The 20,922-nt window shown below is 57.9% G+C and carries 19 protein-coding genes; 6 read left to right on the forward strand and 13 right to left on the reverse strand.

Annotation, left to right across the window (positions count from 1 at the left end; translation table 11 throughout):
• Position 1 precedes the first annotated feature (1 nt).
• Both K5Y32_RS10860 and K5Y32_RS10865 read right to left on the reverse strand, forming a co-directional pair.
• Positions 2-1,243: an ABC transporter substrate-binding protein gene (locus K5Y32_RS10860; RefSeq protein WP_101761714.1), complete on the reverse strand. Its 1,242-nt coding sequence runs from the start codon at positions 1,241-1,243 to the stop codon at positions 2-4.
• A 326-nt stretch (positions 1,244-1,569) separates the two neighbouring features.
• Positions 1,570-2,682: a lactonase family protein gene (locus tag K5Y32_RS10865; protein WP_222183590.1), complete on the reverse strand. Its 1,113-nt coding sequence runs from the start codon at positions 2,680-2,682 to the stop codon at positions 1,570-1,572.
• 388 nt (positions 2,683-3,070) lie between these two features.
• Between K5Y32_RS10865 and K5Y32_RS10870 the strand changes: the two genes are divergently transcribed.
• Entirely contained in the window at positions 3,071-3,709 is a 639-nt protein-coding gene (locus K5Y32_RS10870; protein WP_101761716.1) for a LysE family translocator, read from the forward strand.
• A 36-nt stretch (positions 3,710-3,745) separates the two neighbouring features.
• On the opposite strand, the gene K5Y32_RS10875 is transcribed toward K5Y32_RS10870, so the two are convergent.
• The 4 genes from K5Y32_RS10875 to K5Y32_RS10890 form a co-directional block, all read right to left on the reverse strand.
• A complete protein-coding gene (locus tag K5Y32_RS10875; RefSeq protein ID WP_101761717.1) occupies positions 3,746-4,546 on the reverse strand; it encodes an inositol monophosphatase family protein in 801 nt (266 codons plus the stop codon).
• A gap of 14 nt (positions 4,547-4,560) precedes the next feature.
• Positions 4,561-5,622, reverse strand: coding sequence for an ABC transporter ATP-binding protein (locus K5Y32_RS10880; RefSeq protein ID WP_222183592.1), 1,062 nt, complete (start codon positions 5,620-5,622; stop codon positions 4,561-4,563).
• Complete coding sequence (locus K5Y32_RS10885; RefSeq protein ID WP_222183594.1) at positions 5,619-7,841, reverse strand: iron ABC transporter permease; 2,223 nt, start codon at positions 7,839-7,841, stop codon at positions 5,619-5,621. Before K5Y32_RS10885 ends, K5Y32_RS10880 begins: the two co-directional genes overlap by 4 nt.
• Positions 7,842-8,064: 223 nt before the next feature.
• The gene (locus K5Y32_RS10890; protein WP_222183596.1) at positions 8,065-9,093 is read right to left on the reverse strand and encodes an ABC transporter substrate-binding protein; all 1,029 of its coding nucleotides are present in this window, start codon (positions 9,091-9,093) and stop codon (positions 8,065-8,067) included.
• A 217-nt stretch (positions 9,094-9,310) separates the two neighbouring features.
• Between K5Y32_RS10890 and K5Y32_RS10895 the strand changes: the two genes are divergently transcribed.
• Complete coding sequence (locus K5Y32_RS10895) at positions 9,311-10,345, forward strand: LacI family DNA-binding transcriptional regulator (protein ID WP_222183598.1); 1,035 nt, start codon at positions 9,311-9,313, stop codon at positions 10,343-10,345.
• Here the strand turns inward: K5Y32_RS10895 and K5Y32_RS10900 are convergent.
• On the reverse strand, positions 10,303-11,238 hold the full coding sequence (locus K5Y32_RS10900; protein WP_222183600.1) for a LysR family transcriptional regulator: 936 nt from the start codon (positions 11,236-11,238) through the stop codon (positions 10,303-10,305). The two genes, K5Y32_RS10895 and K5Y32_RS10900, sit on opposite strands and share 43 nt — an antisense overlap.
• Before the next feature lie 132 nt (positions 11,239-11,370).
• On the opposite strand from K5Y32_RS10900, the gene K5Y32_RS10905 reads away from it, so the two are divergent.
• Complete coding sequence (locus tag K5Y32_RS10905; RefSeq protein ID WP_222183602.1) at positions 11,371-12,051, forward strand: SDR family NAD(P)-dependent oxidoreductase; 681 nt, start codon at positions 11,371-11,373, stop codon at positions 12,049-12,051.
• Positions 12,052-12,186: 135 nt separating this feature from the next.
• Here the strand turns inward: K5Y32_RS10905 and K5Y32_RS10910 are convergent, their stop codons facing one another.
• Positions 12,187-13,116, reverse strand: a complete 930-nt coding sequence (locus tag K5Y32_RS10910; RefSeq protein ID WP_222183604.1) for a LysR family transcriptional regulator — start codon at positions 13,114-13,116, stop codon at positions 12,187-12,189.
• Between the two features lie 82 nt (positions 13,117-13,198).
• Between K5Y32_RS10910 and K5Y32_RS10915 the strand changes: the two genes are divergently transcribed.
• Together K5Y32_RS10915 and K5Y32_RS10920 are read left to right on the forward strand one after the other, a co-directional pair.
• Complete coding sequence (locus tag K5Y32_RS10915) at positions 13,199-14,038, forward strand: MBL fold metallo-hydrolase (RefSeq protein ID WP_222183606.1); 840 nt, start codon at positions 13,199-13,201, stop codon at positions 14,036-14,038.
• On the forward strand, positions 14,025-15,353 hold the full coding sequence (locus K5Y32_RS10920) for an amidase (RefSeq protein WP_222183609.1): 1,329 nt from the start codon (positions 14,025-14,027) through the stop codon (positions 15,351-15,353). Before K5Y32_RS10915 ends, K5Y32_RS10920 begins: the two co-directional genes overlap by 14 nt.
• Before the next feature lie 13 nt (positions 15,354-15,366).
• On the opposite strand, the gene K5Y32_RS10925 is transcribed toward K5Y32_RS10920, so the two are convergent.
• Genes K5Y32_RS10925 through K5Y32_RS10940 form a run of 4 tightly spaced genes read right to left on the reverse strand, consistent with a single transcriptional unit; the run spans position 15,367 to position 18,944 of the window.
• Positions 15,367-15,774, reverse strand: coding sequence for a DUF2000 family protein (locus K5Y32_RS10925; protein ID WP_222183611.1), 408 nt, complete (start codon positions 15,772-15,774; stop codon positions 15,367-15,369).
• 34 nt (positions 15,775-15,808) lie between these two features.
• A complete protein-coding gene (locus K5Y32_RS10930; protein ID WP_222183613.1) occupies positions 15,809-16,666 on the reverse strand; it encodes an AraC family transcriptional regulator in 858 nt (285 codons plus the stop codon).
• A 21-nt stretch (positions 16,667-16,687) separates the two neighbouring features.
• A complete protein-coding gene (locus tag K5Y32_RS10935) occupies positions 16,688-17,986 on the reverse strand; it encodes an SLC13 family permease (protein WP_222183615.1) in 1,299 nt (432 codons plus the stop codon).
• Positions 17,987-18,044: 58 nt separating this feature from the next.
• Positions 18,045-18,944 carry a LysR substrate-binding domain-containing protein gene (locus K5Y32_RS10940; protein ID WP_222183617.1) on the reverse strand — a complete coding sequence of 300 codons (900 nt, stop codon included), beginning with the start codon at positions 18,942-18,944 and terminating at the stop codon, positions 18,045-18,047.
• A 99-nt stretch (positions 18,945-19,043) separates the two neighbouring features.
• Here K5Y32_RS10940 and K5Y32_RS10945 point away from each other — a divergent pair, with 99 nt between their 5' ends.
• Positions 19,044-19,814 (forward strand): 2OG-Fe(II) oxygenase, encoded by a 771-nt coding sequence (locus K5Y32_RS10945; protein ID WP_222183619.1) that lies wholly within the window; start codon positions 19,044-19,046, stop codon positions 19,812-19,814.
• Here K5Y32_RS10945 and K5Y32_RS10950 read toward each other — a convergent pair.
• Positions 19,809-20,882 (reverse strand): DUF2817 domain-containing protein, encoded by a 1,074-nt coding sequence (locus K5Y32_RS10950; RefSeq protein WP_222184291.1) that lies wholly within the window; start codon positions 20,880-20,882, stop codon positions 19,809-19,811. The two genes, K5Y32_RS10945 and K5Y32_RS10950, sit on opposite strands and share 6 nt — an antisense overlap.
• Positions 20,883-20,922: the final 40 nt, after the last annotated feature.

Raw genomic sequence — 20,922 nt, forward strand, 5'->3', positions numbered from 1 at the left:
GTTACAGCTCAATTTGATACTGTTTGGTATCGCGCGGATTTTTCTTCAGATCGCACACCATCGCGGTATCCACCGGCGCTTGATCGGTGAAGGTTTGCAGAATTTTCATCTGATGGTTTTCCACTTCGGCGATATGCACATCCAGCGAACAGTGATGCGTCGCCGGATCAACGCTCAGCTTGCCGCTCGGCGAGGTCAGCGTGACGCCGGACTCCAGTGCCTCAATCACCTTCATGCGGTCGATATCGCCCGCTTTGCGCACCCCTTCCGCCCAGATCAGCATGCCCTGATATGCGCCCATCGCGAGGTCGCTGATGTACGGCGTATTTGCGCCGTAGCGCGCATGGAATCGCTCGACGAAAGCTTTGTTTTCTGGCGAGGGGATTTCCTGCATATAGTTGGCGGCCACCAGAATGCCGTTGCTCTCTTCCGGTGACAGAATGATATGTTCGTTGCCGCCGCCAAATACCGTGGAAGCAATCGGGATCTTGCCGCTCATACCGGCGGCATGCCACTGGCGATAGAAGGAGATGTGCGCGCCACCGACCAGCGCTGACCACACCATGTCGGGTTTGGCGCTCTGGATTTTGGAGATCGCCGCACCAAAATCGGTGACATCCAGCGGGAAGAATTCAACCGTCACCACTTCGCCGCCGTTATCGTGCACCGACTTTTTCACCCACGCCGAGACGATTTGGCCGTAGTTATAATCCGCCGCCAGCACGTAGACTTTTTTGCCCCACTTCTTCACCGCGTAAGGCACCAGTTTTTCCACGGTTTGCGCCGGCGTCGAACCGGAAGAGAAGTAATTGCGATCGCACACGCCGCCTTCATATTGCGCCGGATAAAAATAGAGCGAGCGAAAACGATCCAGCACCGGACGAATAACTTCACGCGAGGCCGAGGTAATGCCGCCGTGCACCACCGCCACTTTATCTTTCAGCGCCGCCTGCTGCGCATATTGTGCATAAAGCTGCATATTGGATTGCGCATCGTAATTAATCACCTGCAACGGGCGACCTAATAAACCACCGGCTGCGTTGATCTCCTCCGCTGCCAAATTAATAGCGTTCGACATCGGCTTACCGTAGATATCGAGCCCGCCAGATAAGTCGAGAATACTGGCGATTTTGATGGCGTCTTTGCTGTCGGCGGCGAAAGAAAATTTAGGCGCAACGCCCGCTGCCAGGCCTAATGCCGAAACTGCTGAACCCTGGATAAATGAACGACGACTAATAGCCATAGCAACCTCTTGAAAAGAGAAGGATCAAATAGAAGTGTTTCCGGGAGGCCGGAGAGAATAAAAGCGATCGGCAGACGGCGCTGTCTGCATTTACAAGAGGGTTGCCACATCGTTGGGGCGTTATTTTTTATAAAGCAAGAAGTAGGCCAAATAAATTAAACAGCGCACATTCACGTAGCGGCGCGATTAATCGCGCAATAAATTGCGCCGCTACGACAACGTGCGCACTGTTAAATGGCAATTGGCACCAATTAAGTGCGCGGTCGCCATAAATGGCGACCCTACAAAACCGACAATGTCGCCATTTATGGCGACCTCAATAAAACTCAATTAAAAAACTTAATATCCGTCGGCGTGGCAATCTTCGCCACTTCACCCGCTGCTTTCAACGTGCCGCTTTCTGCATCGAAATGGAACAGAGTGATGTTATTGGTGAACACGTTTGCCACATAAAGGTATTTGCCGCTGGCATCAAAGGCGAAAGCTCGCGGTTCAATGCCATCCGCTTTGTAGCGCACCGGCGATCCCAGTGAACCATCTTGCTCAATACGGAACACCACTAAGCTGTTATCCGAACCGCGATTGGCCGCAATCACAAACTTGCCGTTCGGGCTGAGGATAATGCCGCCGCCGCTGCGATACTCGGCGCTGCTGTTTTCCGAATTCAGTTTGACCTTAGCCTGCTGCTCCAGACGATCGTCCTGCACCGCAAACACCACCACTTCACCGGCCATTTCGGTGGTGACATAGGCGTGTTTACCATTCGGTGAAAACACCATGTGGCGCGGGCCAGAGCCGGCCGGGAAGGTGACATCGCGTGAAGTATCCGCTTGCAGCGGCTGAGCGTTGCCCGCGTGATAGGCATAAGCGTGCAGTTTGTCGCCGCCGAGATCTGCGGCGTAAAGGTATTTGCCATCATGAGTGAACGTGGTGGAGTGCGCATGCCCACTATCCTGACGATCTTTTACCGCACCGCTGCCGCTGGCAAACGGGAAATTCTGTGCCTGCTCGCCGAGCGAACCGTCGTGATGAATCGGGAATACCGCCACGCTGGCACCGCCTTTGGCCACCGAATAGTTGGCGACAAACAGGAATTTACCGTCCGGGCTAATGGTGGCATGCGTCGGCTGCTGGCCGTGGCTATCCACCGCGTTAATCACGCGCACCTTGCCACTGTGATCAATCGCCAGCGCAGTGACGGCACCAGCGTTTTCTTCATTGGTGGTGTAGGCAAAACGTCCATCGTGCGATTTCACAATCCACGATGGGCTTTTCATTTTGATGAAATCGAGCGGCGTCAGCGTGCCGTCGCTATTGACCTTCAAACGGTATAAACCTTCGCTGGGATGACCTGGATTTTGCACTAACGGCGCATCCGGGATGCTGGTCCATGTGCCCACTAAGGCCGTTTGGTTATGATGTTCCGCTGCAGTTGCCATTGCACTTCCCGCTAATGTGAAAACAGCTAGCGATAATGCCACGCTTAAACGTGACGCCATACCGCCAGACACCGTTTTATTGTGATTTTTCATTGTGGTACCCACCATAATCGGAATGTTCTTTATAAAAATCGTTCGCAGAGTTGGATTTTTTATTGTGATTGCGGCCAATGCTGCAGGCCGCATAACGACTATAGTGGGATTGCTTTGATTCGCGGCGAACAGGCGTGATCGTGTTCACATTATCGTGGATTTATCCGCCGGCAGAGCACGATTACCTCCAAACGTGGCAGCCGGAATAGCACAAATGCGTAATTCTTATTATTACTGCGTTTTCCTGCATGCTTTAATACAGCCCTATTAACATGCCAGGGATGCTGACGTTGCTATGCTGCAGTTTTCAAATGGTTTTCTGCTGAGTTTGTCGTTATGCCTTGATATCGGTCTCGCCAATATCGCCATGATCACGCTGGCGATGCAGCGCGGCTATTTTCACGGTTTCTGGTTGGGGATTGGCACCTGCATTGGTGACTTAATCTATGCGGTGCTGGCGCTGGCGGGCATGGCGATTGTGTTGCAGTTCACCGCCGTGCGCTGGGTATTGTGGATTGGCGGCGGTGTGATGCTGCTGTGGTTTGCCGGGAAAATGCTGTATGCGGCGTTGCAAAAGCAGGCTGCACTGCCGGAAACCGAACAACAGCCCTATCGATCGCTGCTGCGCGAGTTCAGTCGTGGCGTGATGCTGGCGATGTCATCGCCGACCGCGATTTTGTGGTTTGCCAGCGTCGGCGGTGCGTTGATTTCCCGCATGGGACACGGCAGCGCGGCGGCAACCTCATCGTTTCTTGGCGGCTTCTTTATCGCGGGCGTAGTGTGGACCTGCGTGCTGTGCCTGGTGGGGAGCATGGGCGGCAAGCTGCTGGGGCAGCGTTTGCTGAAGTATTCCTATCTTGCTTCGGCGTTGATTTTTGTTTATTTCGCCATCTATGTGATTTGGTCGGGTTACCGGGAATTTATTCTGGTTTGATAGAAGGTCGCCATTCAATGGCGACCGCAACCAACATCACAATCCGGCAATCCGCTTCAAATCCGCTTCCGCGCCTGGCGCAACCGCCAATACCTGTGCGCCTTTCAACAATCGTTCACCTTCGGTATTGAACGGGTGATACCAGCCGCCCGCTTCTTTCACCAGGCAATAACCGGCCAGGCAATCCCACGCATGCATATAGGGTTCGTAATAACCGACCACGCGCCCAGCCGCGACCCACGCCAGCATCAATGCGCCGGACCCAATGCGGATAAAATTCCCCCCTGCCGCCAGCAGCGATGCGAGGATTTTCCCTACTTCATCCGGGCTGACGTGGCTGTTGGCACCAAAACCGGTGACATGATTTTGCAGCGTGCGCGACGCATCCACCTGCAAGCGCTTGCCGTTGAGCGTGGCCCCCTGACCCATCGCCGCCACGTAACACTCCTGATAAGTGGGCGCGAAAATCACGCCAATCACCGGCACGCCGTCATGCAGCACCGCCACGGACACGCACCAGTTCGGCATGCCGTTAAGGAACGGGCTGGTGCCGTCGATCGGATCGACCACCCACGTATAACCCGATGAACCTTCCTGCAATCCGTACTCTTCGCCGAGGAAACCGTCGTCGGCAAACTGCGCGCGAATTTGCTGGTCGATCATCTGCTCCACTTCGCGGTCAGCGCGCGACACCACATCCTGCAAATCGTATTTGGTCTCCACCACCAAGGTTTCACGCTGATGGAAATACTCCAGCGCCTTCGCGCCGCCGGCGCGTGCCACCTTCTCCGCCAGAATCAGGCGCGATAACAGCGGGTCATTGTCTAATTCACTCATCATCCATCCTTACATTAACCGGCAATCAGGGCCAAACCCTGAGGTTTAAAATCAATCGCGACGTTCGAGGCCAGCGGCAACTGCTGCTCCATCTCGGCATCGACAATAAACAGTGAACCCAATTCGGTGGCGACTTCATATTCGATATGGTCGCCGAGCCACGTGCTGTGCGTCACTTCGCCGCGCAGTGCACCTGCGCCTTCTCCGCGCAGGGTGATGAATTGCGGTCGCACCGACAGCTGCGCTGCGCCGGTTTTCAGGCCGTTGCCGCGCACGCGATAGCGCTGACTGCCGAGTCGCACCAGCGCTTCGCTGCCATCAAGCTGCTCCACTTCGCATGGCAGGATATTGGCCTCGCCCATAAAGTCGGCGATAAACACCGAGTTCGGCGCGTGATAAAGACTTTCCGGCGCGCCCTGCTGGGCAATATCCCCCTCTTTCATGACAATAATCTTATCGGAGACCGCCAGCGCCTCTTCCTGATCGTGCGTGACGTACACCGCGGTGAAGCCGAGCCGCTGTTGCAGATCGCGGATATCGGTGCGCACCCGGCGACGCAAACGCTCATCGAGATTCGAGAGCGGTTCATCCAGCAGCAGCACCTGCGGCTCCAGCACCAGCGCGCGCGCCACCGCAATGCGCTGCTGCTGCCCGCCGGAGAGCTCAGACGGCAATCGCTGGCCCTGATGTTCGAGGCCCACCAGCTTCAACCCTTCGCGCGCGCGGTCCTGCGCTTCACGCTTATTCATACCTAACGACTGCAAGCCATACATGATGTTGTCGAGCGCGCTCATGTGCGGGAACAGCGCGTAAGACTGAAACACCATCGCCACATCGCGCTCATTGGCGGGCAAGTTGGTGACATCTTTGCCGCCAATCAAAATGCGTCCGGCGGTGGGATGCTCCAGCCCGGCCAGCAGGCGCAGCGTGGTGGTTTTGCCGCAGCCGGACGGACCCAGCAGCGTTACCAGCGTGCCGGGCTCCACCGTCAGCGAGAGATCGGGAATCGCATCAAAACCAGCAAAGCGTTTAGAGACGTGTTCAAACACCACAGATCCAGCGGTTACGCGTGTCATATGGCTCTCTCCTGCGTTAATGAGGTTGTAGCGGGCGTCACCGCAATATCGACCGGACGGGCCACGCGGCGCAGACGCCGTTCGCCCACCAGCCACTGGAACATACCGATGATCAGCAGCATCACCACGATCAAGACGGTTGAGTAAGCAATCGCCACACCATATTCGCCGTTTTCCACCAGCCCGACGATGTAAGAGGTTGCCATGTTGTATTGCGCGCTCACGAGGAAGATCACCGCACTGATTGAGGTAATGGCGCGCACAAAGGCGTAGACCAGCGCGGCGCTGATGGCCGGTTTCAGCAGCGGCAGCACCACTTTGCGCAGCGTGCGGAAGCTGTTGGCCCCGAGCGTTAATGACGCTTCATCCAGACTTTTATCCAGTTGGCTCATCGCCGCGATGCCGCCGCGCACGCCAACCGGCATGTTGCGGAACACAAAGCAGGCCACGAGGATCATCGCGGTACCGGTGATCTCCAGCGGCGGCAGGTTATACGCCATCACATAACTGACGCCGATCACCGTGCCGGGAATGGCAAAGCTCAGCATCAGCAGGAACTCGAAGGTCTGACGACCGGCAAACTTCTGACGCACAATCAGCCATGCGGTGAGCAGGCCGACAATCGCCGTCAGCGGTGCGGCAATCAGCGCGATCTCCAGCGTGGTCCAGAACGAATTCCACGCCACGCCGCTCCACAGCAGATGCCCATCGCTGAAGCTGACGCCGAAGGCGCGCACGTAATGCTCGATGGTCAGCGCATCATTCAATCCCCACGACTGCACAAAGCCGCCGACCACAATCATGCCGTAGATCACCAGCGTGAACAGGCCCCACGGAATCACCATGCCGTACACGCCAAAGCGCAGCACGCGCGGCAGCTGCACATGTTTGCCGCCGTCGCCTTTGCCGGTGACGGTGGCGAAGTTCTTGCCGCCGAGCCACCAGCGCTGCAGCACAAAGGCCGTCAGCGTGAAGCACAGCAGAATCATCGCCAGTACCGCCGCGCGGCTCGGATCGTTCTGTGCGCCAACTACCGAGAAGAAGATCTCCGTGGAGAGCACGCCGTGACTGCCGCCCAGCACCATCGGATTACCGAAATCGGCCATGCTTTCGATAAAGCTAATCAGGAAAGCGTTGGCTAAACCCGGCGCCATCAGCGGCAGCGAGACGCGCGTGAAGGTGCGCCAGCGATTGGCGCGCAGCGTTTGTGATGCCTCTTCCAGCGACGGACTGACGCCTTCCACCACGCCAATCAGCACCAGAAACGCAATCGGCGTAAACGACAGCACCTGCGCGATCCAGATGCCGGTTAAGCCATACAGCCAGCGGCCCGGTTCGATACCAAACAGCGCCGCCAGATGTTCGGTTACCACGCCGGAGCGACCAAACAGCAGGATCAGCGCCAGACCAATCACAAACGGCGGCGTGATGATCGGCAGAATGGTCAGCATGCGCAGCGCTTTCTTAAACGGCAGCGGCGTGCGCGTGGCGGCTAAGGCAAACGCCAAACCGAGCAGCGTTGATCCTGCGGCGGTCATCAGCGCCAGCCACAATGTGCGCCACGCGGTGCCGCAGGTGCCGCCCGACAAACAGGACAAGCTCCAGATCGACGGATCCTGAATGTTGCTGATCAAGCCATCCGGTTTGAAGCTGCCGTCCACGTCCTGTACCGACACCACAAACATGCTGAGGACCGGATAGAGCACGAATATGCTCACTAGCGCGGTGAGCAGCACCAGCGACGCCACCACAAAGGCGTCGCCTTTCATCACGCCGCGTTCGGCCAGCGCGAAGGAGAACAGCAGCAGGAAAGTGGTCAGCAACAGCAGCGCACCCGCGCCCATCGCCGGCTGGCCCGATGCGAGCGCGCCGAAGCGGTTTTCCAGCCACAGCCAGCTCCAGCCGCTGTAGCCAATGGCGTGACCTTCAATGATGAGGAACAGCACGCCAAGCGCGCTGAACAGCAGCAGCAAACGGCTGCGCGCCGCGCCTGGCAGGAGGCCGCAGCCGGCGCACAGCACGAATAGCGCGATGGCGATGATTAGCCACGGATGTTCGCCCACTTGCCACAGCGCAGGCGCGTTGGCGCTGTCGCTCCACAGGCTGGTTAACCAGCCGCTGCTGAAGAAACCGGCTTCCAGGCTGAACCACGGCAGTAGCAGTAACGCCACTGCGCCGATGAGCAGCGCGCCTGTCAGACGGCGATTATTTGCATTCATCACATACCTCGAATTCGGGTTTTTGTGCGGTGCTTAACCAGGTCGCCATGAATGGCGACCCTACGGAGTTGGGTACGGTGATTGACCCGGTCGCCATGAATGGCGACCCTACGGAGTTGGGTACGGTGATTGACCTGGTCGCCATGAATGGCGACCCTACGTGGATTCATCGGGTTTTGTAGGGTCGTCATTTATGACGACCGTCCCACAAACCGCACCGATTTCACTGCGCGCTGGCACCGATCTCTTTATCCCAACGTCCCAGTAATGCTTTACGTTTGGCCGAATCGCCGTAGGTCTTGAAGTCGTAATCGATCAGTTTGATGTTCTCAAAGCGCGGCGCGTACTCCGAAATCTCCGCGTTGCGGTTCGACGGCAGCTGGAAGGATTTGGCCTCTTTCATATGCGATTGCGCTTCAGCGCTCAGCGCCCAGTCGTACCAGACTTTGGCGTTAGCGAGGTTACGCGCCCCTTTCACAATCGACATGGAGCCAATCTCATAGCCGGTACCTTCGCACGGCGCGACGGTTTTAATCGGGAAACCGTCCACTTCCATCGCCACCGCATCATGCATAAACACGATGCCGACGGTGGTTTCGCCACGCGCCGCCGATTTCACCGGCGCCGAGCCCGATTTGGTGTATTGCGAAATATTGGCGTTTAGCTTTTTCAGGTAATCAAAGGCCTGATCTTCACCCATGATCTGCACCAGCGTCGCCAGCGTGTTGTAAGCCGTACCCGACGAGTTCGGGTTGGCGATCTGGATTTCCCCTTTGAAGCTTGGGTCCAGCAGATCGGCCCAGCATTTCGGCTCTTTCAGTTTTTTCGACGCCAGTAATTTGGTGTTGTAGCCCCAACCGAGCGCGCCAGCGTAAATGCCTACCGTGCGGTAACTGGAGTTTTCCGCCTGCTTCTGCGCCCAATCCTGCTGCTGATCGAGCAGCGGCGATTTGTACGGCTGCGTCAGCCCCTCTTCCGCCGCCTGCATATGCGGATCGCCGGTGCCCGCCCACCAGATATCAGTACGCGGATTACGTGCTTCGCTGCGCAGGCGTGCATAAGCTTCGCCCGCCGAGAGGCGCACCATGCTGACTTTGATATCCGGATGCGCCTTGCTGAAGATGTTGGTCATGTGCTCGCATACCACCACATCGGCGGAGCAGACCATGTTCAGATTGCCCGCCGCCGAGGCGGCAAAAGGTATGGCAGTGCAACAGAGGGATAGCGCGATGGCCATTGAGGTGACTCGCATAGTGTTCTCCTGGATTGTAGGGTTGGTGCTTCATTGGCACCTTTTCTTGCACGTGTGTGCAAAGTAGTAATGAACAAGAAATGTCCTGTCAAACACCACGCTGCGCAATTGTTAGGCGATGTCACAAAAATGCAACAAATGAGATCTAAAGCGGTTTGCACAGCTTTGCAATCTGAGGCAGACTCAGTTGCAGCCAGATTGTGAAGAGGTGTTGAACATGCAGCATGAGAAAGCGGTGGTGAGCGCGCAGGATGTCGCTGAACGCGCGGGCGTATCGCGCTCAGCGGTGTCGCGCGCGTTTACGCCGGGCGCCAGCGTGTCACCGGCAACGCGAGAACGGGTGATGAAGGCGGCGGAAGAGTTGGGTTATCACGTCAATCATCTGGCGCGCGGTCTGGTGCGCAATCGCAGCAGCATTGTCTGCCTGATCGTCTCGGAAATCGCCACGCCCTATCGCGCCAGTCTGGTGCGCTGGCTGACGCAGTTTTTGCAGGAAGCGGGCAAAGTGGCGATGCTGATTAACACCGATCGCTCGGATAACAGCGTTTCTGCGGCGCTGCAGCAGGCGATTAATTTCCGCGCCGATGCCTCAATCATTCTCTCCGGCATGCCGGATCGCACCATCACGCGCCAGTGTTACAAGCACGGCCAGCGCATCATTTTGATTAACCGCGATGAAGCGCTGCCGGGCTCGCTTAGCATCAATCTCGATGCCGAAAGCGCCGCGCAAACGGCGGTAATGGCGTTTCAGCGCGCCGGTTGTCAGCATCTGGCATTTGCCAATTCGCTGGCGGGCACGCCGAGCTTGAAAAAGCGCGAAGACACCTTTGTGCTGGCGGCCGAACGGGCGGGATTAACCGTGACCATCGAACGTTTTGGTACCACTTCGTACGAGAGTGGGCAGATTCTGGCGCACCGCTTGCTGACGCGTCATCAGCGGCCCGACGGCGTGTTTTGCGTCACCGATTTGGTGGCCTGCGGCTTTATGGATGAAGCGCGCCATCGCTTTGCCATGCGCGTGCCGGAAGATCTCTGTTTGATCGGTTACGACAACATCGCGCAGGCCGGTTGGTCATCCTACAATCTCACCACGTTTTCCCAGCCGGTTGAGCAGTTCGCGCAGGACGCGGTGAAGTGGTTGATAGAAACCGAGCAGGAGGAAACCGGCTTCACGCCGCAAGGTGAACAGCAGCACGACAGCCTGCTGTATCAGGCCGATGTGGTGTGGCGTGGATCGGTGCGCGGCGGCTGACAAACACTTTTTACCACGCCGCGCAGCCAACGATGCGCCGCGTCATTTTCCAGTCGCGGATGCCACAGCTGGGACACGGTCATTTCTGGCGTGGCGAACGGCAGTTCAAACATCGCTAAGCGGGTGCTGTTTTTGATCAACGGATGATGCAGAAACAGCGAACGCGGCACCAAAGCGATGAGATCCGATTCCTGCGCCAGCGCCACCGCGCTGGAGAATGCCGCTACCACCGCCGCCACTTTTCGGGTTAATCCAGCCTGCTGCAGCGCATCATGAATCGGCCCGCCAAGCTCACCGCGCCGTGACGCCACGATATGACTAAAGGCGGCGAACTGGGTGATATCCAGCTGCTGCGTGAGCGGATGTCCGGCGCGCACCACGCCAACGAAGCTATCGCGGAACAGCGCCTGCAGGCGAATCTCCGGGCCCATATTGCCCAGCACGCCAATCTCCAGATCGATGTTGCCTTCACGCAAATCGCGCGCGCTTTTTTCCGGCTTGGGCACAAAACTCAGCCACGCGTGCGGCGCCTGGTGCGCCACGGCAACGATCAGCGCGCTGCCAAACGCTTCGACGAATCCTTCATTGGTGCGCAGGGTGAAGCAGCGGTCTAACTGATGCAGATCCAGCGACTGCGCCGTTGGGCTTAACACCGCACGCGCCTCGCGTACCGTGTGATGCGTGCGCTCGCGGATCGCTTCGGCATAAGGTGTCAGCACCATGTTGCGTCCGGCGCGTACTAACAGCGCATCGCCGGTGGTGGCGCGTAAGCGTCCCAGCGTGCGGCTCATCGCCGATTCGCTCAAGCTCAAGCGACGCGCAGCGCCAATCACGCTGCCTTCAATCAGCAGTGCATCCAAAGCAATTAACAGATTCAAATCGGCATCATTCATACGCTTTATCCTCGCCTATTGCGCACTTTGAGACAAGGCGTTTGATGCAGGTTAATACTGCGAGTGCTGCGCGTTCCGCCTGCCCTTGCCCGGCACTACACTCTTCTTATCGCAAACACCGAGGAGAACAACATGAAGATATTACTGATTGGCGCATCGCGTGGCCTGGGTTTGGCACTGGCGGAAACCATGCTGCAGCGCGGTTATCAGGTGATCGCCACCGGACGTGAAAACTCGACAGGAAATTTACAACAACTGGCCGATCGCTTCCCCGCACAGTTGACGGTGGAAAGCGTGGATATCAATGAACCGGAACAGGTCCAGGCACTGCATACGCGGCTGGCGGATCGGCAGTTCGATATGCTGTTCGTCAACGCGGGGGTGAAAAATGATGACCGAGAAACTATCGCCGATGTCACAACCAGTGAGTTCACCCGCGTGATGGTGACTAACGCGCTAAGCCCGCTGCGGGTAATTGAAACCTTTAAAGATAGCGTTACGCCCAGCGGCACTATTGCGGTGATGTCATCTGGCCAGGGCAGTTTGACCAACAACACCAACGGCAATTACGAGGTGTATCGCGGCAGCAAAGCGGCGCTGAATATGTTTATGCGCAGCTTTGCTGCACGCAGTGGCGGCGATCGCACATTGTTGCTGATGGCACCCGGGTGGGTGCGCACCGATATGGGCGGCCCGGAAGCGCGCCTGACCATTGAGGAGAGCATCCCGAATCTGCTGAACACCATGGAAAGCTACGCTGGGCGACGCGGGATTCATTATCTGGATTATTTAGGGCGTGTGGTGCCGTGGTAAATGAGCAGGTCGCCATACTGGTTCATAAATGGCGACCCTACAAATTCACGCCGCTCTGTAGTGGGGTCGTCATTCATGGCGATCCCACGAAATTCCCACCGACCTGTCGTAGGGTCGCCATTCATGGCGACCTTATCAAAGCGGCTTACTGTTTATTAATCCGCGCAGCATCTCCCGCAGCCAGCGGTTGGCTTCATCTTCGCTGCGCGCGTTGTGCCACAGCAGCGACACTTCATAATCCGGCATGCTCACCGGCACGGGCGCGGCGCTAAGATCATACAGCTCGCACCAGGATGGCACTAAACCCTGCGGCACCGTAGCGAACAGCGGTAGACGCTTAAGCAGCATCGGCAACGCGGAAAAGTTCGGCGTCACATAGCGCACGCGCCGCGCCACACCTTGCTGTTGCAGCTGCCGATCCAGCGCGCTTTCGCTCACACCGCGATACGACACCAGCGCATGCTCGTAGCTCACGAACTGCTGCAACGTCAGCGGCGCGTCGAGTTCAATTTGCTGCCGATGCCAAACCGTGCGAAAACCGGCGCGCAGGATCTTTTCGCGCGTGAGGTCGCGGCTGGTTTCATTGCCAACCGTTATCACCACATCGGCCTGCTGCTGCTCCATCAGCGGAATCGCCTGCCACGGATCGGTGGCGATCACTTTCACATCACTATTCGGCGCCACACGCGCCAGTTCTGCCAGCAGATCCGGCATCAGCCAATGCTCCAGCCAGTCGCTCATGCCAATCCGAAAACTGTAGCTATCTTCTGCCGCGTTAAACGGCTGCTGCGTGAAGATCACGCGATGCAGATTCTGCATCAGCGGCGCGAACTGCTGCACCAGCTGTTCGGCGCGCGGCGTTGGCGTCATACCGTTTGAGGCGCGCACAAACAGCGGATCGTCAAACATCTCGCGCAGCCGTTTTAACGCCGCGCTTACCGCCGGTTGTCCGAGATAGAGCCGATTTGCCGCCTGCGTGACGCTGCGCACCTCGTACATCACCAGCAACACCACCAGCAAATTCAGGTCGATGCGCGAGAAATCATTTTCGTTGATGCTTTGCATGATTCTAATCGATTTAAATAATGATCGTGCCGCCATTATAGTGAGACATCTTCGCAGCAACCAAAAAATTTAGGAGCACCTCATGACGATTCGCGTCGGCGATTGCCTGATTACCAAAGTGAGCGAACAAACCGCCGCCTTCCCGCTGGGCGTGCTGTTTACGCCGCATCGCGCGGAAATGAGTGACGAATTAGCCAATCAACCTGATGAAATGTCGATTCACAGCTGGGTAATACGTACCGGCGAACACACCATCATTATCGATACCGCCACCGGCAACGGGCGTAACCGCGACAACAAACCGCTGTTTCACCAGCTGAATACGCCGTATGCCGCAAACCTCGCGCAGGCGGGGGTTGATCCGGCAAAAGTGACGCTGGTGCTGATGACGCATATTCATACCGATCACGTTGGCTGGAATACGCATCAGCGTGATGGCGAATGGCTGCCGATGTTCCCGAATGCGCGCTATATCTGCTCGGCGCGGGAACTGACGCACTGCCAGCAGAATCCGGCGGCGCAGGAGCTCTATCGCGACAGCATTCTGCCGCTGATAGCAAGCGGACAGCTTGAGACTATCACCGTGCAGGATTCACCTTTGTTTGCTGGCGTGCTGCGCTATCTCTCTACGCCCGGTCACAGCGTTGATCATGCCTCGATCGTGTTGGAAAGCGCCGGTGAATCGGCCATCTTTGCCGGCGACGTGATGCATAATGCTATCCAGTTTCAGTACCCGCACTGGAACTCACTGTTTTGCGAGAATAAAGCGCTGGCGGTCACTTCACGGCAACGGGTGGTGGACTGGTGCGCACAACATCAGGCAATCTGGTTCAGCACCCACTTTAATGGCAGCGCGTGCGGACGCGTCACGCGCGACGGGCAATGGATTCCGCTGGAGGTTTACCCTGATGCAATACGCTGATTATCTCACCGCTTCGATTGACGATTTACAGCAGGCGCTGACCCAGCACAGGGTGAGCGCGCGCCAGTTAGCCACCTTCGCGCTGCAGCGTATTGCCGAGGTGGATCAACCGCGCTACAACGCCATCACCTGGCTGTTTGCCGAACAAGCCTTAGCGGCAGCGGACATCAGCGATGCGCGTCGTCAGCGCGGCGAGGTTGCGGGACCGCTGGAAGGGATTCCGGTGCTGATTAAAGACAATATCGAAGTGCAGGGCTGGCCAACCAGCGCCGGTTCGGTGCTGCTGCGTGAGGTTATCGCCAGCGACGATGCGCCGCTGGTTACCCGACTGAAAAAGGCAGGTGCGATTCTGATCGGCAAAACCGCCATGCACGAGCTGGCGGCAGGCATCACCGGCGCGTCGTCGTTAAGCGGATTTACCCACAATGCGTGGGTTGAAGGCCGCTCGCCGGGCGGATCGAGCAGCGGTTCCGCCGTGGCGGTCGCAGCCGGTTACGTGCCGCTGGCGATCGGCAGCGATACCGCCGGATCGGTGCGCATTCCGGCAGCGTTTAACCATCTTTTTGGCCTGCGCATGACGCGCGGTGCAATCAGCACCGACGGCATTGTGCCGCTGTCGCCAACTCAGGATATTCCCGGCCCGCTGGCGCGGTCGGCGGCGGATTTACGTTTAGCGTCTGAAATTCTTAGCGGACAACAGTTTGCGGAGAGCGATGAGCCGCTGCGCATCGGCATCTGGCTGGAAGGGTTTGCAGCCGATGAAGGCGAGATTAATCAGGCGGTGCGCGCGGCGCTGGCGGATTTCGCGCCGCGTGAGGTGAGTTATCCGCAGCTGGAGACGTTGGCCGCCGACGCCAATATCATCGGCTACGAATTTGCCGCTGCGCTGGCGGCGTATCTGGCGGATAAATCGCAGGCGCAGGTCCGCACGCTGGCGGAAGTGGTGGCGTCCGGGCGCTATCATCCTCAGCTGGAAACGGTGTTTACCACGCGGGCCCAGCATCCGGGCGTTGAGAGTGAAGGTTACCGGCGGGTGCAGCAGCGTCAGCGCGATCTGTATTTGCAGCTGGCAGAGTTTTTCGCCGCGCAGCAGATCAATCTGCTGGCTTATCCGGTAGTGCGCCGTGCGCCGGTTAAGCACGGCGAGATGCAGGAAGGCAGCAACGCGCTGATTTCAGCGGTGACCGGCGCGCCGGCGATCAGCATTCCGGCAGGATTCAGCGCCGAAGGTTTGCCGATTGGGCTGGAGTTGCTGGCGCTGCGTGGGCGGGAAGATTTGTTGCTGAGTGTGGCGGATAAATTCAGGTGCGCATAAATGCGCACCCTTCTTACCCGTGCAACGCCAATCCCTTAATCGCCTTATCCACCGCTTTCTTCGGCCCGCGTAGCCCAATGCCGACCAGATTTAAATTATCGGCATCCTCCGCCCTAAACACTTCGCGGTTCGCCGCGTCGTGGCCGGTAGAGAACATCGCTTCCACGTAAGGAATAATGGTTAACTCGCGCTCCATTCCCTGACGGTGCGCACGCTGTAAACCGGCTAAATCTCCGGCAAACACCAGCATCGGCTGGCCCGCCATGTTGCCGTACTGTCGCGCTTTGGCATCAACATAGGGTTCACCCATCATCTCGGGGGCGGCGGACGCCACGCCGGTAGCGAGGAACGCCACCACATTCAGGCGCTGCCAGGTGGCTAAATCATCACGTACGATCAGGGCGATTTTGGTATCAAACATCTGCAACAACTCTCCAATGACAACGAAAACCTCATCATCTAAGAGCAGGCGGGGAAGCGTATAGAACGTTTGTGCACTGACGTTGATAAGCGGCGGGCGTCATGCGATAGGCGCGCTGAAACCAGCGGCCCAGATGGCTTTGATCGGCAAATCCAACCTGCGCCGCCACCTGCACCGGCTCAATGCCCTGCGCCAGCAACGTGCGCGCGCTGCGCAAACGCAAACGCACCAGATAGGCATGCGGCGATTGGCCGAACGCCTGTTTGAACTGGCGCGTCAGGCGGAATCGATCAATGCCGGAAAGGCGCGACAGCTCATCCAGACCAATATCCTGCGCCATAAAATCGTGCAGATAGTCGCGCAGCAGCTGCATCTGACGCATCGCTTCGCTGTGCTGCAGGCTGGGTTTGGTATCCAGATGGCGTGACAGCAGGGTGAGCAAATGATCGAGGCTTTGATCGCGCGCCAACCGCCCTTCGCCCTGATGTACGGCAAACCAGGCTTGCTGAATGGCGCTGGCTAACAGCGGATCGTCAGTCAACGTGTGGCGGAAAGCGCCTTCGATATTCGACACATCGCCCAAGCCGCGACGCTGCATCATTTCCGCCACCCAGCTTTGCGGCAGATAGAGCATCACGTAGGTGAATCCCTCTGCGTCCGGCGCATGTCCGTCGTGTACCGCGCCCGGTTCAATCAAAATCGCCCGGCCCGGCGTGCTGGTGTGCAGCGAACGATGGCAGTTGAAACGTTGTAAACCTTGCTGTGTCACGCCCACCAGCAGCTCGTCGTGATCGTGCGGATCGTAAGCGTGCCCGCGAAAATGCGCGTTGACGCTTTCAATTCCGGTCTCATCGTCACGACGAAAATCAACCCAATCATTATTGGCTGGCATAGGCAATCTCTGGCAAAGACATCAGGCATAGCCTAGCAGCCGAAACCACAGATAATCCAGCGGTAACAGCAACACCGCGCTAAGCAGAAAAATCAGTGCGCACAACTGTAAACCGGCCTTGGCCGGAACGTTGCCGAGTCCCATCGCCACCACCACCGGCGATGCCTGATACGGCAGCAGCGGCGTAGCGTAGGCAAATACCTGCAACATGATCACGGTGAGCAGCGGAAAGCCAGATGCGTTCGCCAGTTCTTGCGCCATCGGCGTTACCATCGCCGGTACGCCGTTGGCGGTGAGCACAAAATTCAGTAGCGACACCAGCGCATTGAGCACCGCGAAATTGCTGAAAGATGGGTGTTCGTGCAGCGGCAACACGTTAAGCAACGCATTGGCGATCATCCGTCCCAGGCCTGAATCCACTACCAGTGTGGCGACGCCAAGAATCCCGGCAATGTAAATGCAGGTGCGGAAATTTACCCCGCTGGCAAAGTCCTCGCTGGAGATAAAACCTACGCGCGGCAATAAACAGATACAGGCTGCCGCCAATCCCACCCACGCAGCCGGTAAGCCGTGTACGCTGTCGGTCATCCACAGCAGCAAGGTGATCGCCAGCAGGCCAATTAAGCGCCACTCGCTGCGGCTAAGCGCGGCTAAGCTGTCGCGCTGGTGGACCGCTTTGGGCTGCGCACGAAACAGATACAGCAGGCAACCTATCAACAACAAGCCCTTAGCGATGCCCACCACCGGCATATGTAGCAACCACCACGGCAACCATTGCAGATGTAATTGATACGCGCTCTCCGCCGCGCCGCTCAGCACCAGATTCGGCACATTGGCGGGCAAAATACTGGCGGAGAGCTGGAAGGTGCCAAATCCCACCGCCAGCGCCAGGCCAATACTGCCTCGACTGCCCGCTTTGATTCCCGCACGTTCGCCCATCGCCAGCACCACCGGCATCAGCAGCGCGATGCGTCCCATATTTGAGGGCATAACAAACGCCAGCAGATAAGTCAGCAGCACGGTTCCCGCAATCATACGCGGCCAGCTTTGGCTAAGCGGCACCACCAGCCAGTTCGCCCAGCGCTGCGCCAAACCAACTTTGCGGATCGCCGCGCCCAGCACAAACCCGCTGAGCACCAGCCAAAACGCCGACGAGGCAAAACCGCTGAATACGCTGCTGGCAGGAGCCAGCTGGAGCAACATCGCCGCCGTGAAAAACAGCAGCGCGGTGACGTATTCCGGCAAACGCGCGCTGGCCCACAGTAAAATGGTGATGCCGACTACCAGCGCGGTGAGCCAGAAGTTGAGATCTAAGGGCATGGGTGAACTCCCTTTCTATTCCAGGTCGCCATAAATGGCGACCCTACGAGTGGGTGCGTTAACCCGCCAGCTGCGAGAGCCAGTGGATTAGCGCAGCGCTGCCCGGCTGGCTGAGCGAGCGCTGCGGCCAGGCGAGGAAATAGGGTTTGCTAAGCGGCAAGCTAAGCGGATCGACCACAACCAAATCGCCGCGCGCCAGTTCGTTGGCAATCAAACGGCGCTGGCCGAGCAGCAAACCCGCGCCTGCCACGGCAGCATCAATCGCCAGCGAGGTGAGATTGAAGCTGAACGACGGCTGCGGCGGGGGATCGTCAATGCCTTTGGCTTGAAACCAACTAAGCCAGTCAGGTAAGAAGCGCCCTTCGTTACCCCAGTCGAGGTGGATAAGCGGCGCACGCTGCAACACATCCATACCGGCAAAACGTAGTAGCAGTGCCGGGCTCGCCACCGGCAGCACCTCGTCGAGAAACAGCAACTGCTTATCCAACTGAGGATAGCGATCTTCGCCGAAGCAGATGACAAAATCGGCCGGCGTGGCGTTGAAATCCACCTGCGTATGGGTGCCGTGTAGCGATAAATCGATTTCTGGACACTGCTCACGCCACTGCGCAATATTCGGCAGCAGCCATTTTGACGCCAGCGCCGGCAGCGAATAGAGCGTTAATCGCGGCACCGACGCCGCATGGCGCAGGTTTTGCTGGCCGAGGTGTAGAATGTCGAACGCCTCAGTGACATAACGCAGATACTCTTTGCCCATCTCCGTCAGCATCACGCCGCTTTGCGTGCGCACAAACAGCGTGCTGCCCAACTGCTCTTCCAGCTGGCGAATTTGCTGGCTCACGGCGGCTGGCGTTAACGCCAGCTGCGCAGCCGCTTTCGCCAGGCTGCCCAGTTCCGCCGCCACTTTGAAGGATTGAATGACGCTGATTTTGGGCAAACGCGGTGATGGCGCGGGCATTAAGGTTTCCTTAGCAAGGTGTTAAATTTTTATCGTTACGTATTAACATATCAGCGAGTTACAGTCTTTACACACCTGTAACACATGAGAAGTAAAACTATGTCTGCCTTGATTCGTTTCGATCTGCATCCGCTGGCCGATGCCGACTGGCGTCGCACCTGCCGTGAGCAACTTAATCAGCACGGCGCTTTAGTTTTGCGTCAGTTCCTGCAGCCCGCTGCGCTGCAGGCCATCATTGCCGAAGGCGATGCGCAGCGCCATCTGGCGTATCACACCGCCAGCAAACACAACGTTTATCTGATGAAAAAAGATGAGGCCTTCAGCGCCGATCATCCGCGTAATCGCGATGTCATTAGCACCAAAGGCTGCATCACCGATGATGTGATTGCCGCCGATTCGCCGCTGCGCCAGCTCTACAACGATGAACTGTTCAAAAGCTTCCTGTGCGATGTGCTGGGTGAAGAGGCGCTCTATCCGTATGCCGATCCGCTTTCGTCGATCAATCTGCACTACGCGCCCGACGGCCAGGAACTGGGCTGGCATTTTGATAACTCGTCGTTCGCCATCACGCTGCTGGTGCAGAAACCGCGCGCCGGCGCCGTGTTCCAGTATGTGAAAGATCTGCGCGATGCCGATGCCGGTGAGATGAATTTCGACGGTGTGGCGGCGGTGCTGGATCAGCGCCAACCGGTAGAAGCGCTGGCGATTGATGCCGGAGATTTGGTGCTGTTCCGTGGGCGCAATTCGCTGCATCGCGTTACGCCAACCCAAGGCGATATCACCCGCATGCTGGCGGTGCTGGCGTATAACACCGAGCCAGGCATTGCCCTGTCGGAAACCGCCCGCATGACGTTTTACGGACGCTTATAAATCGATTAACGCCCGCCAGCCACGCACAAAAATCTGCTGGGTGCGAAAAGCCACCAGCGCGCGCCAGTCAGCGTCGGCGGGCCAGAATCCTTCCACCAGCTCCTGCTTAATCGCCCGCCCGCTTTCACTGGCTGGATCGCCTTGCAGATGCAGCCAGTGATCGTCGCGCACGCGGCGATGCATCTCCTCGCCAGGATAGGTGCCGCACTCCACCACCAGCGGCAAAATCTGCGTCTTCGGTAGCGACGTCAGCAGAAATTGCGACACATAGCCGGTAGCCGTCGCGGTCACGCCGGTTTCGCTGTCGCGCCCTGCGCCGGTGAACAGCAGCGTTAACCATTCTCCATAAATCTCCTTGCCCCAGTCATGTGCGGCAAAACGCTGCTCGGCAATCGACAGCAGCATCGGATGTCCCCACGCGCCCGCGCCGGTGTGCAGATCGAAGCTGATGATGGTTTTGGCCTGCGACAAGTGATCGGCGATGATGGTTTGCAGCGTGCGGTACGACCAGCCTGGCTGTTGGCCGCCGAAGAAGATACCGTCCGCCGCGCCATATTGCCCCGCTTCCACCACGCGTTTTATCGCCGGCCAACCGGCGCTGTTGAGCGCGTCAGCTAACAGCTTATCGGCGCGGGCACGTTCCCCGTGGTAAATGCCATGCCACGCAGCGTAATCGGGATTGGCGGGTGTGGGCTGTGAAAAATCGATAAAGTTGCGATTGAGGTCGATGTTGTCTTCATTGACGCGGCGTAAATGCGCCGCGCCCCACGGATTGAGCAGATGCAGCATCACGATAGCAGTATCCGCCGGCAGCGCCGTGAGGTTGAAGGTTTCCAGCCAGGCGATCTGGCAATCGGAACCGTAATAGCCTTCTACGCCGTGCGTGCCGGAGATCACCAGCATCAGCCGTGATGCGTTGACATCGCCGATTACCGCTACGTCAGTGAAAAGTTCCTCGCCCTGCGGACCGGGTAACGGATGCGCGTAGGACGTTAATGCGCCGTTTTGCCGTTTGACGGCGGCGAGAAAGCGGGCGCGTTGAGTTGGGTAGTGCGGTAAGTTCGTCATGATTTTTGAGTGAGTGTGGGTGCGGTTGGTGGGCAAGGTC

It is taken from the genome of Pantoea sp. DY-15 (genome assembly GCF_019795935.1).
In the GTDB taxonomy this organism is placed as follows: domain Bacteria; phylum Pseudomonadota; class Gammaproteobacteria; order Enterobacterales; family Enterobacteriaceae; genus Pantoea; species Pantoea leporis.

Coding starts and splice junctions, on each gene's coding strand:
- K5Y32_RS10860 (WP_101761714.1), bottom strand. CDS start 1,243: ATGGCTATTAGTCGTCGTTCATTTATCCAGGGTTCAGCAGTTTCGGCA.
- K5Y32_RS10865 (WP_222183590.1), bottom strand. CDS start 2,682: ATGGCAACTGCAGCGGAACATCATAACCAAACGGCCTTAGTGGGCACA.
- K5Y32_RS10870 (WP_101761716.1), top strand. CDS start 3,071: ATGCTGCAGTTTTCAAATGGTTTTCTGCTGAGTTTGTCGTTATGCCTT.
- K5Y32_RS10875 (WP_101761717.1), bottom strand. CDS start 4,546: ATGAGTGAATTAGACAATGACCCGCTGTTATCGCGCCTGATTCTGGCG.
- K5Y32_RS10880 (WP_222183592.1), bottom strand. CDS start 5,622: ATGACACGCGTAACCGCTGGATCTGTGGTGTTTGAACACGTCTCTAAA.
- K5Y32_RS10885 (WP_222183594.1), bottom strand. CDS start 7,841: ATGAATGCAAATAATCGCCGTCTGACAGGCGCGCTGCTCATCGGCGCA.
- K5Y32_RS10890 (WP_222183596.1), bottom strand. CDS start 9,093: ATGCGAGTCACCTCAATGGCCATCGCGCTATCCCTCTGTTGCACTGCC.
- K5Y32_RS10895 (WP_222183598.1), top strand. CDS start 9,311: ATGCAGCATGAGAAAGCGGTGGTGAGCGCGCAGGATGTCGCTGAACGC.
- K5Y32_RS10900 (WP_222183600.1), bottom strand. CDS start 11,238: ATGAATGATGCCGATTTGAATCTGTTAATTGCTTTGGATGCACTGCTG.
- K5Y32_RS10905 (WP_222183602.1), top strand. CDS start 11,371: ATGAAGATATTACTGATTGGCGCATCGCGTGGCCTGGGTTTGGCACTG.
- K5Y32_RS10910 (WP_222183604.1), bottom strand. CDS start 13,116: ATGCAAAGCATCAACGAAAATGATTTCTCGCGCATCGACCTGAATTTG.
- K5Y32_RS10915 (WP_222183606.1), top strand. CDS start 13,199: ATGACGATTCGCGTCGGCGATTGCCTGATTACCAAAGTGAGCGAACAA.
- K5Y32_RS10920 (WP_222183609.1), top strand. CDS start 14,025: ATGCAATACGCTGATTATCTCACCGCTTCGATTGACGATTTACAGCAG.
- K5Y32_RS10925 (WP_222183611.1), bottom strand. CDS start 15,774: ATGTTTGATACCAAAATCGCCCTGATCGTACGTGATGATTTAGCCACC.
- K5Y32_RS10930 (WP_222183613.1), bottom strand. CDS start 16,666: ATGCCAGCCAATAATGATTGGGTTGATTTTCGTCGTGACGATGAGACC.
- K5Y32_RS10935 (WP_222183615.1), bottom strand. CDS start 17,986: ATGCCCTTAGATCTCAACTTCTGGCTCACCGCGCTGGTAGTCGGCATC.
- K5Y32_RS10940 (WP_222183617.1), bottom strand. CDS start 18,944: ATGCCCGCGCCATCACCGCGTTTGCCCAAAATCAGCGTCATTCAATCC.
- K5Y32_RS10945 (WP_222183619.1), top strand. CDS start 19,044: ATGTCTGCCTTGATTCGTTTCGATCTGCATCCGCTGGCCGATGCCGAC.
- K5Y32_RS10950 (WP_222184291.1), bottom strand. CDS start 20,882: ATGACGAACTTACCGCACTACCCAACTCAACGCGCCCGCTTTCTCGCC.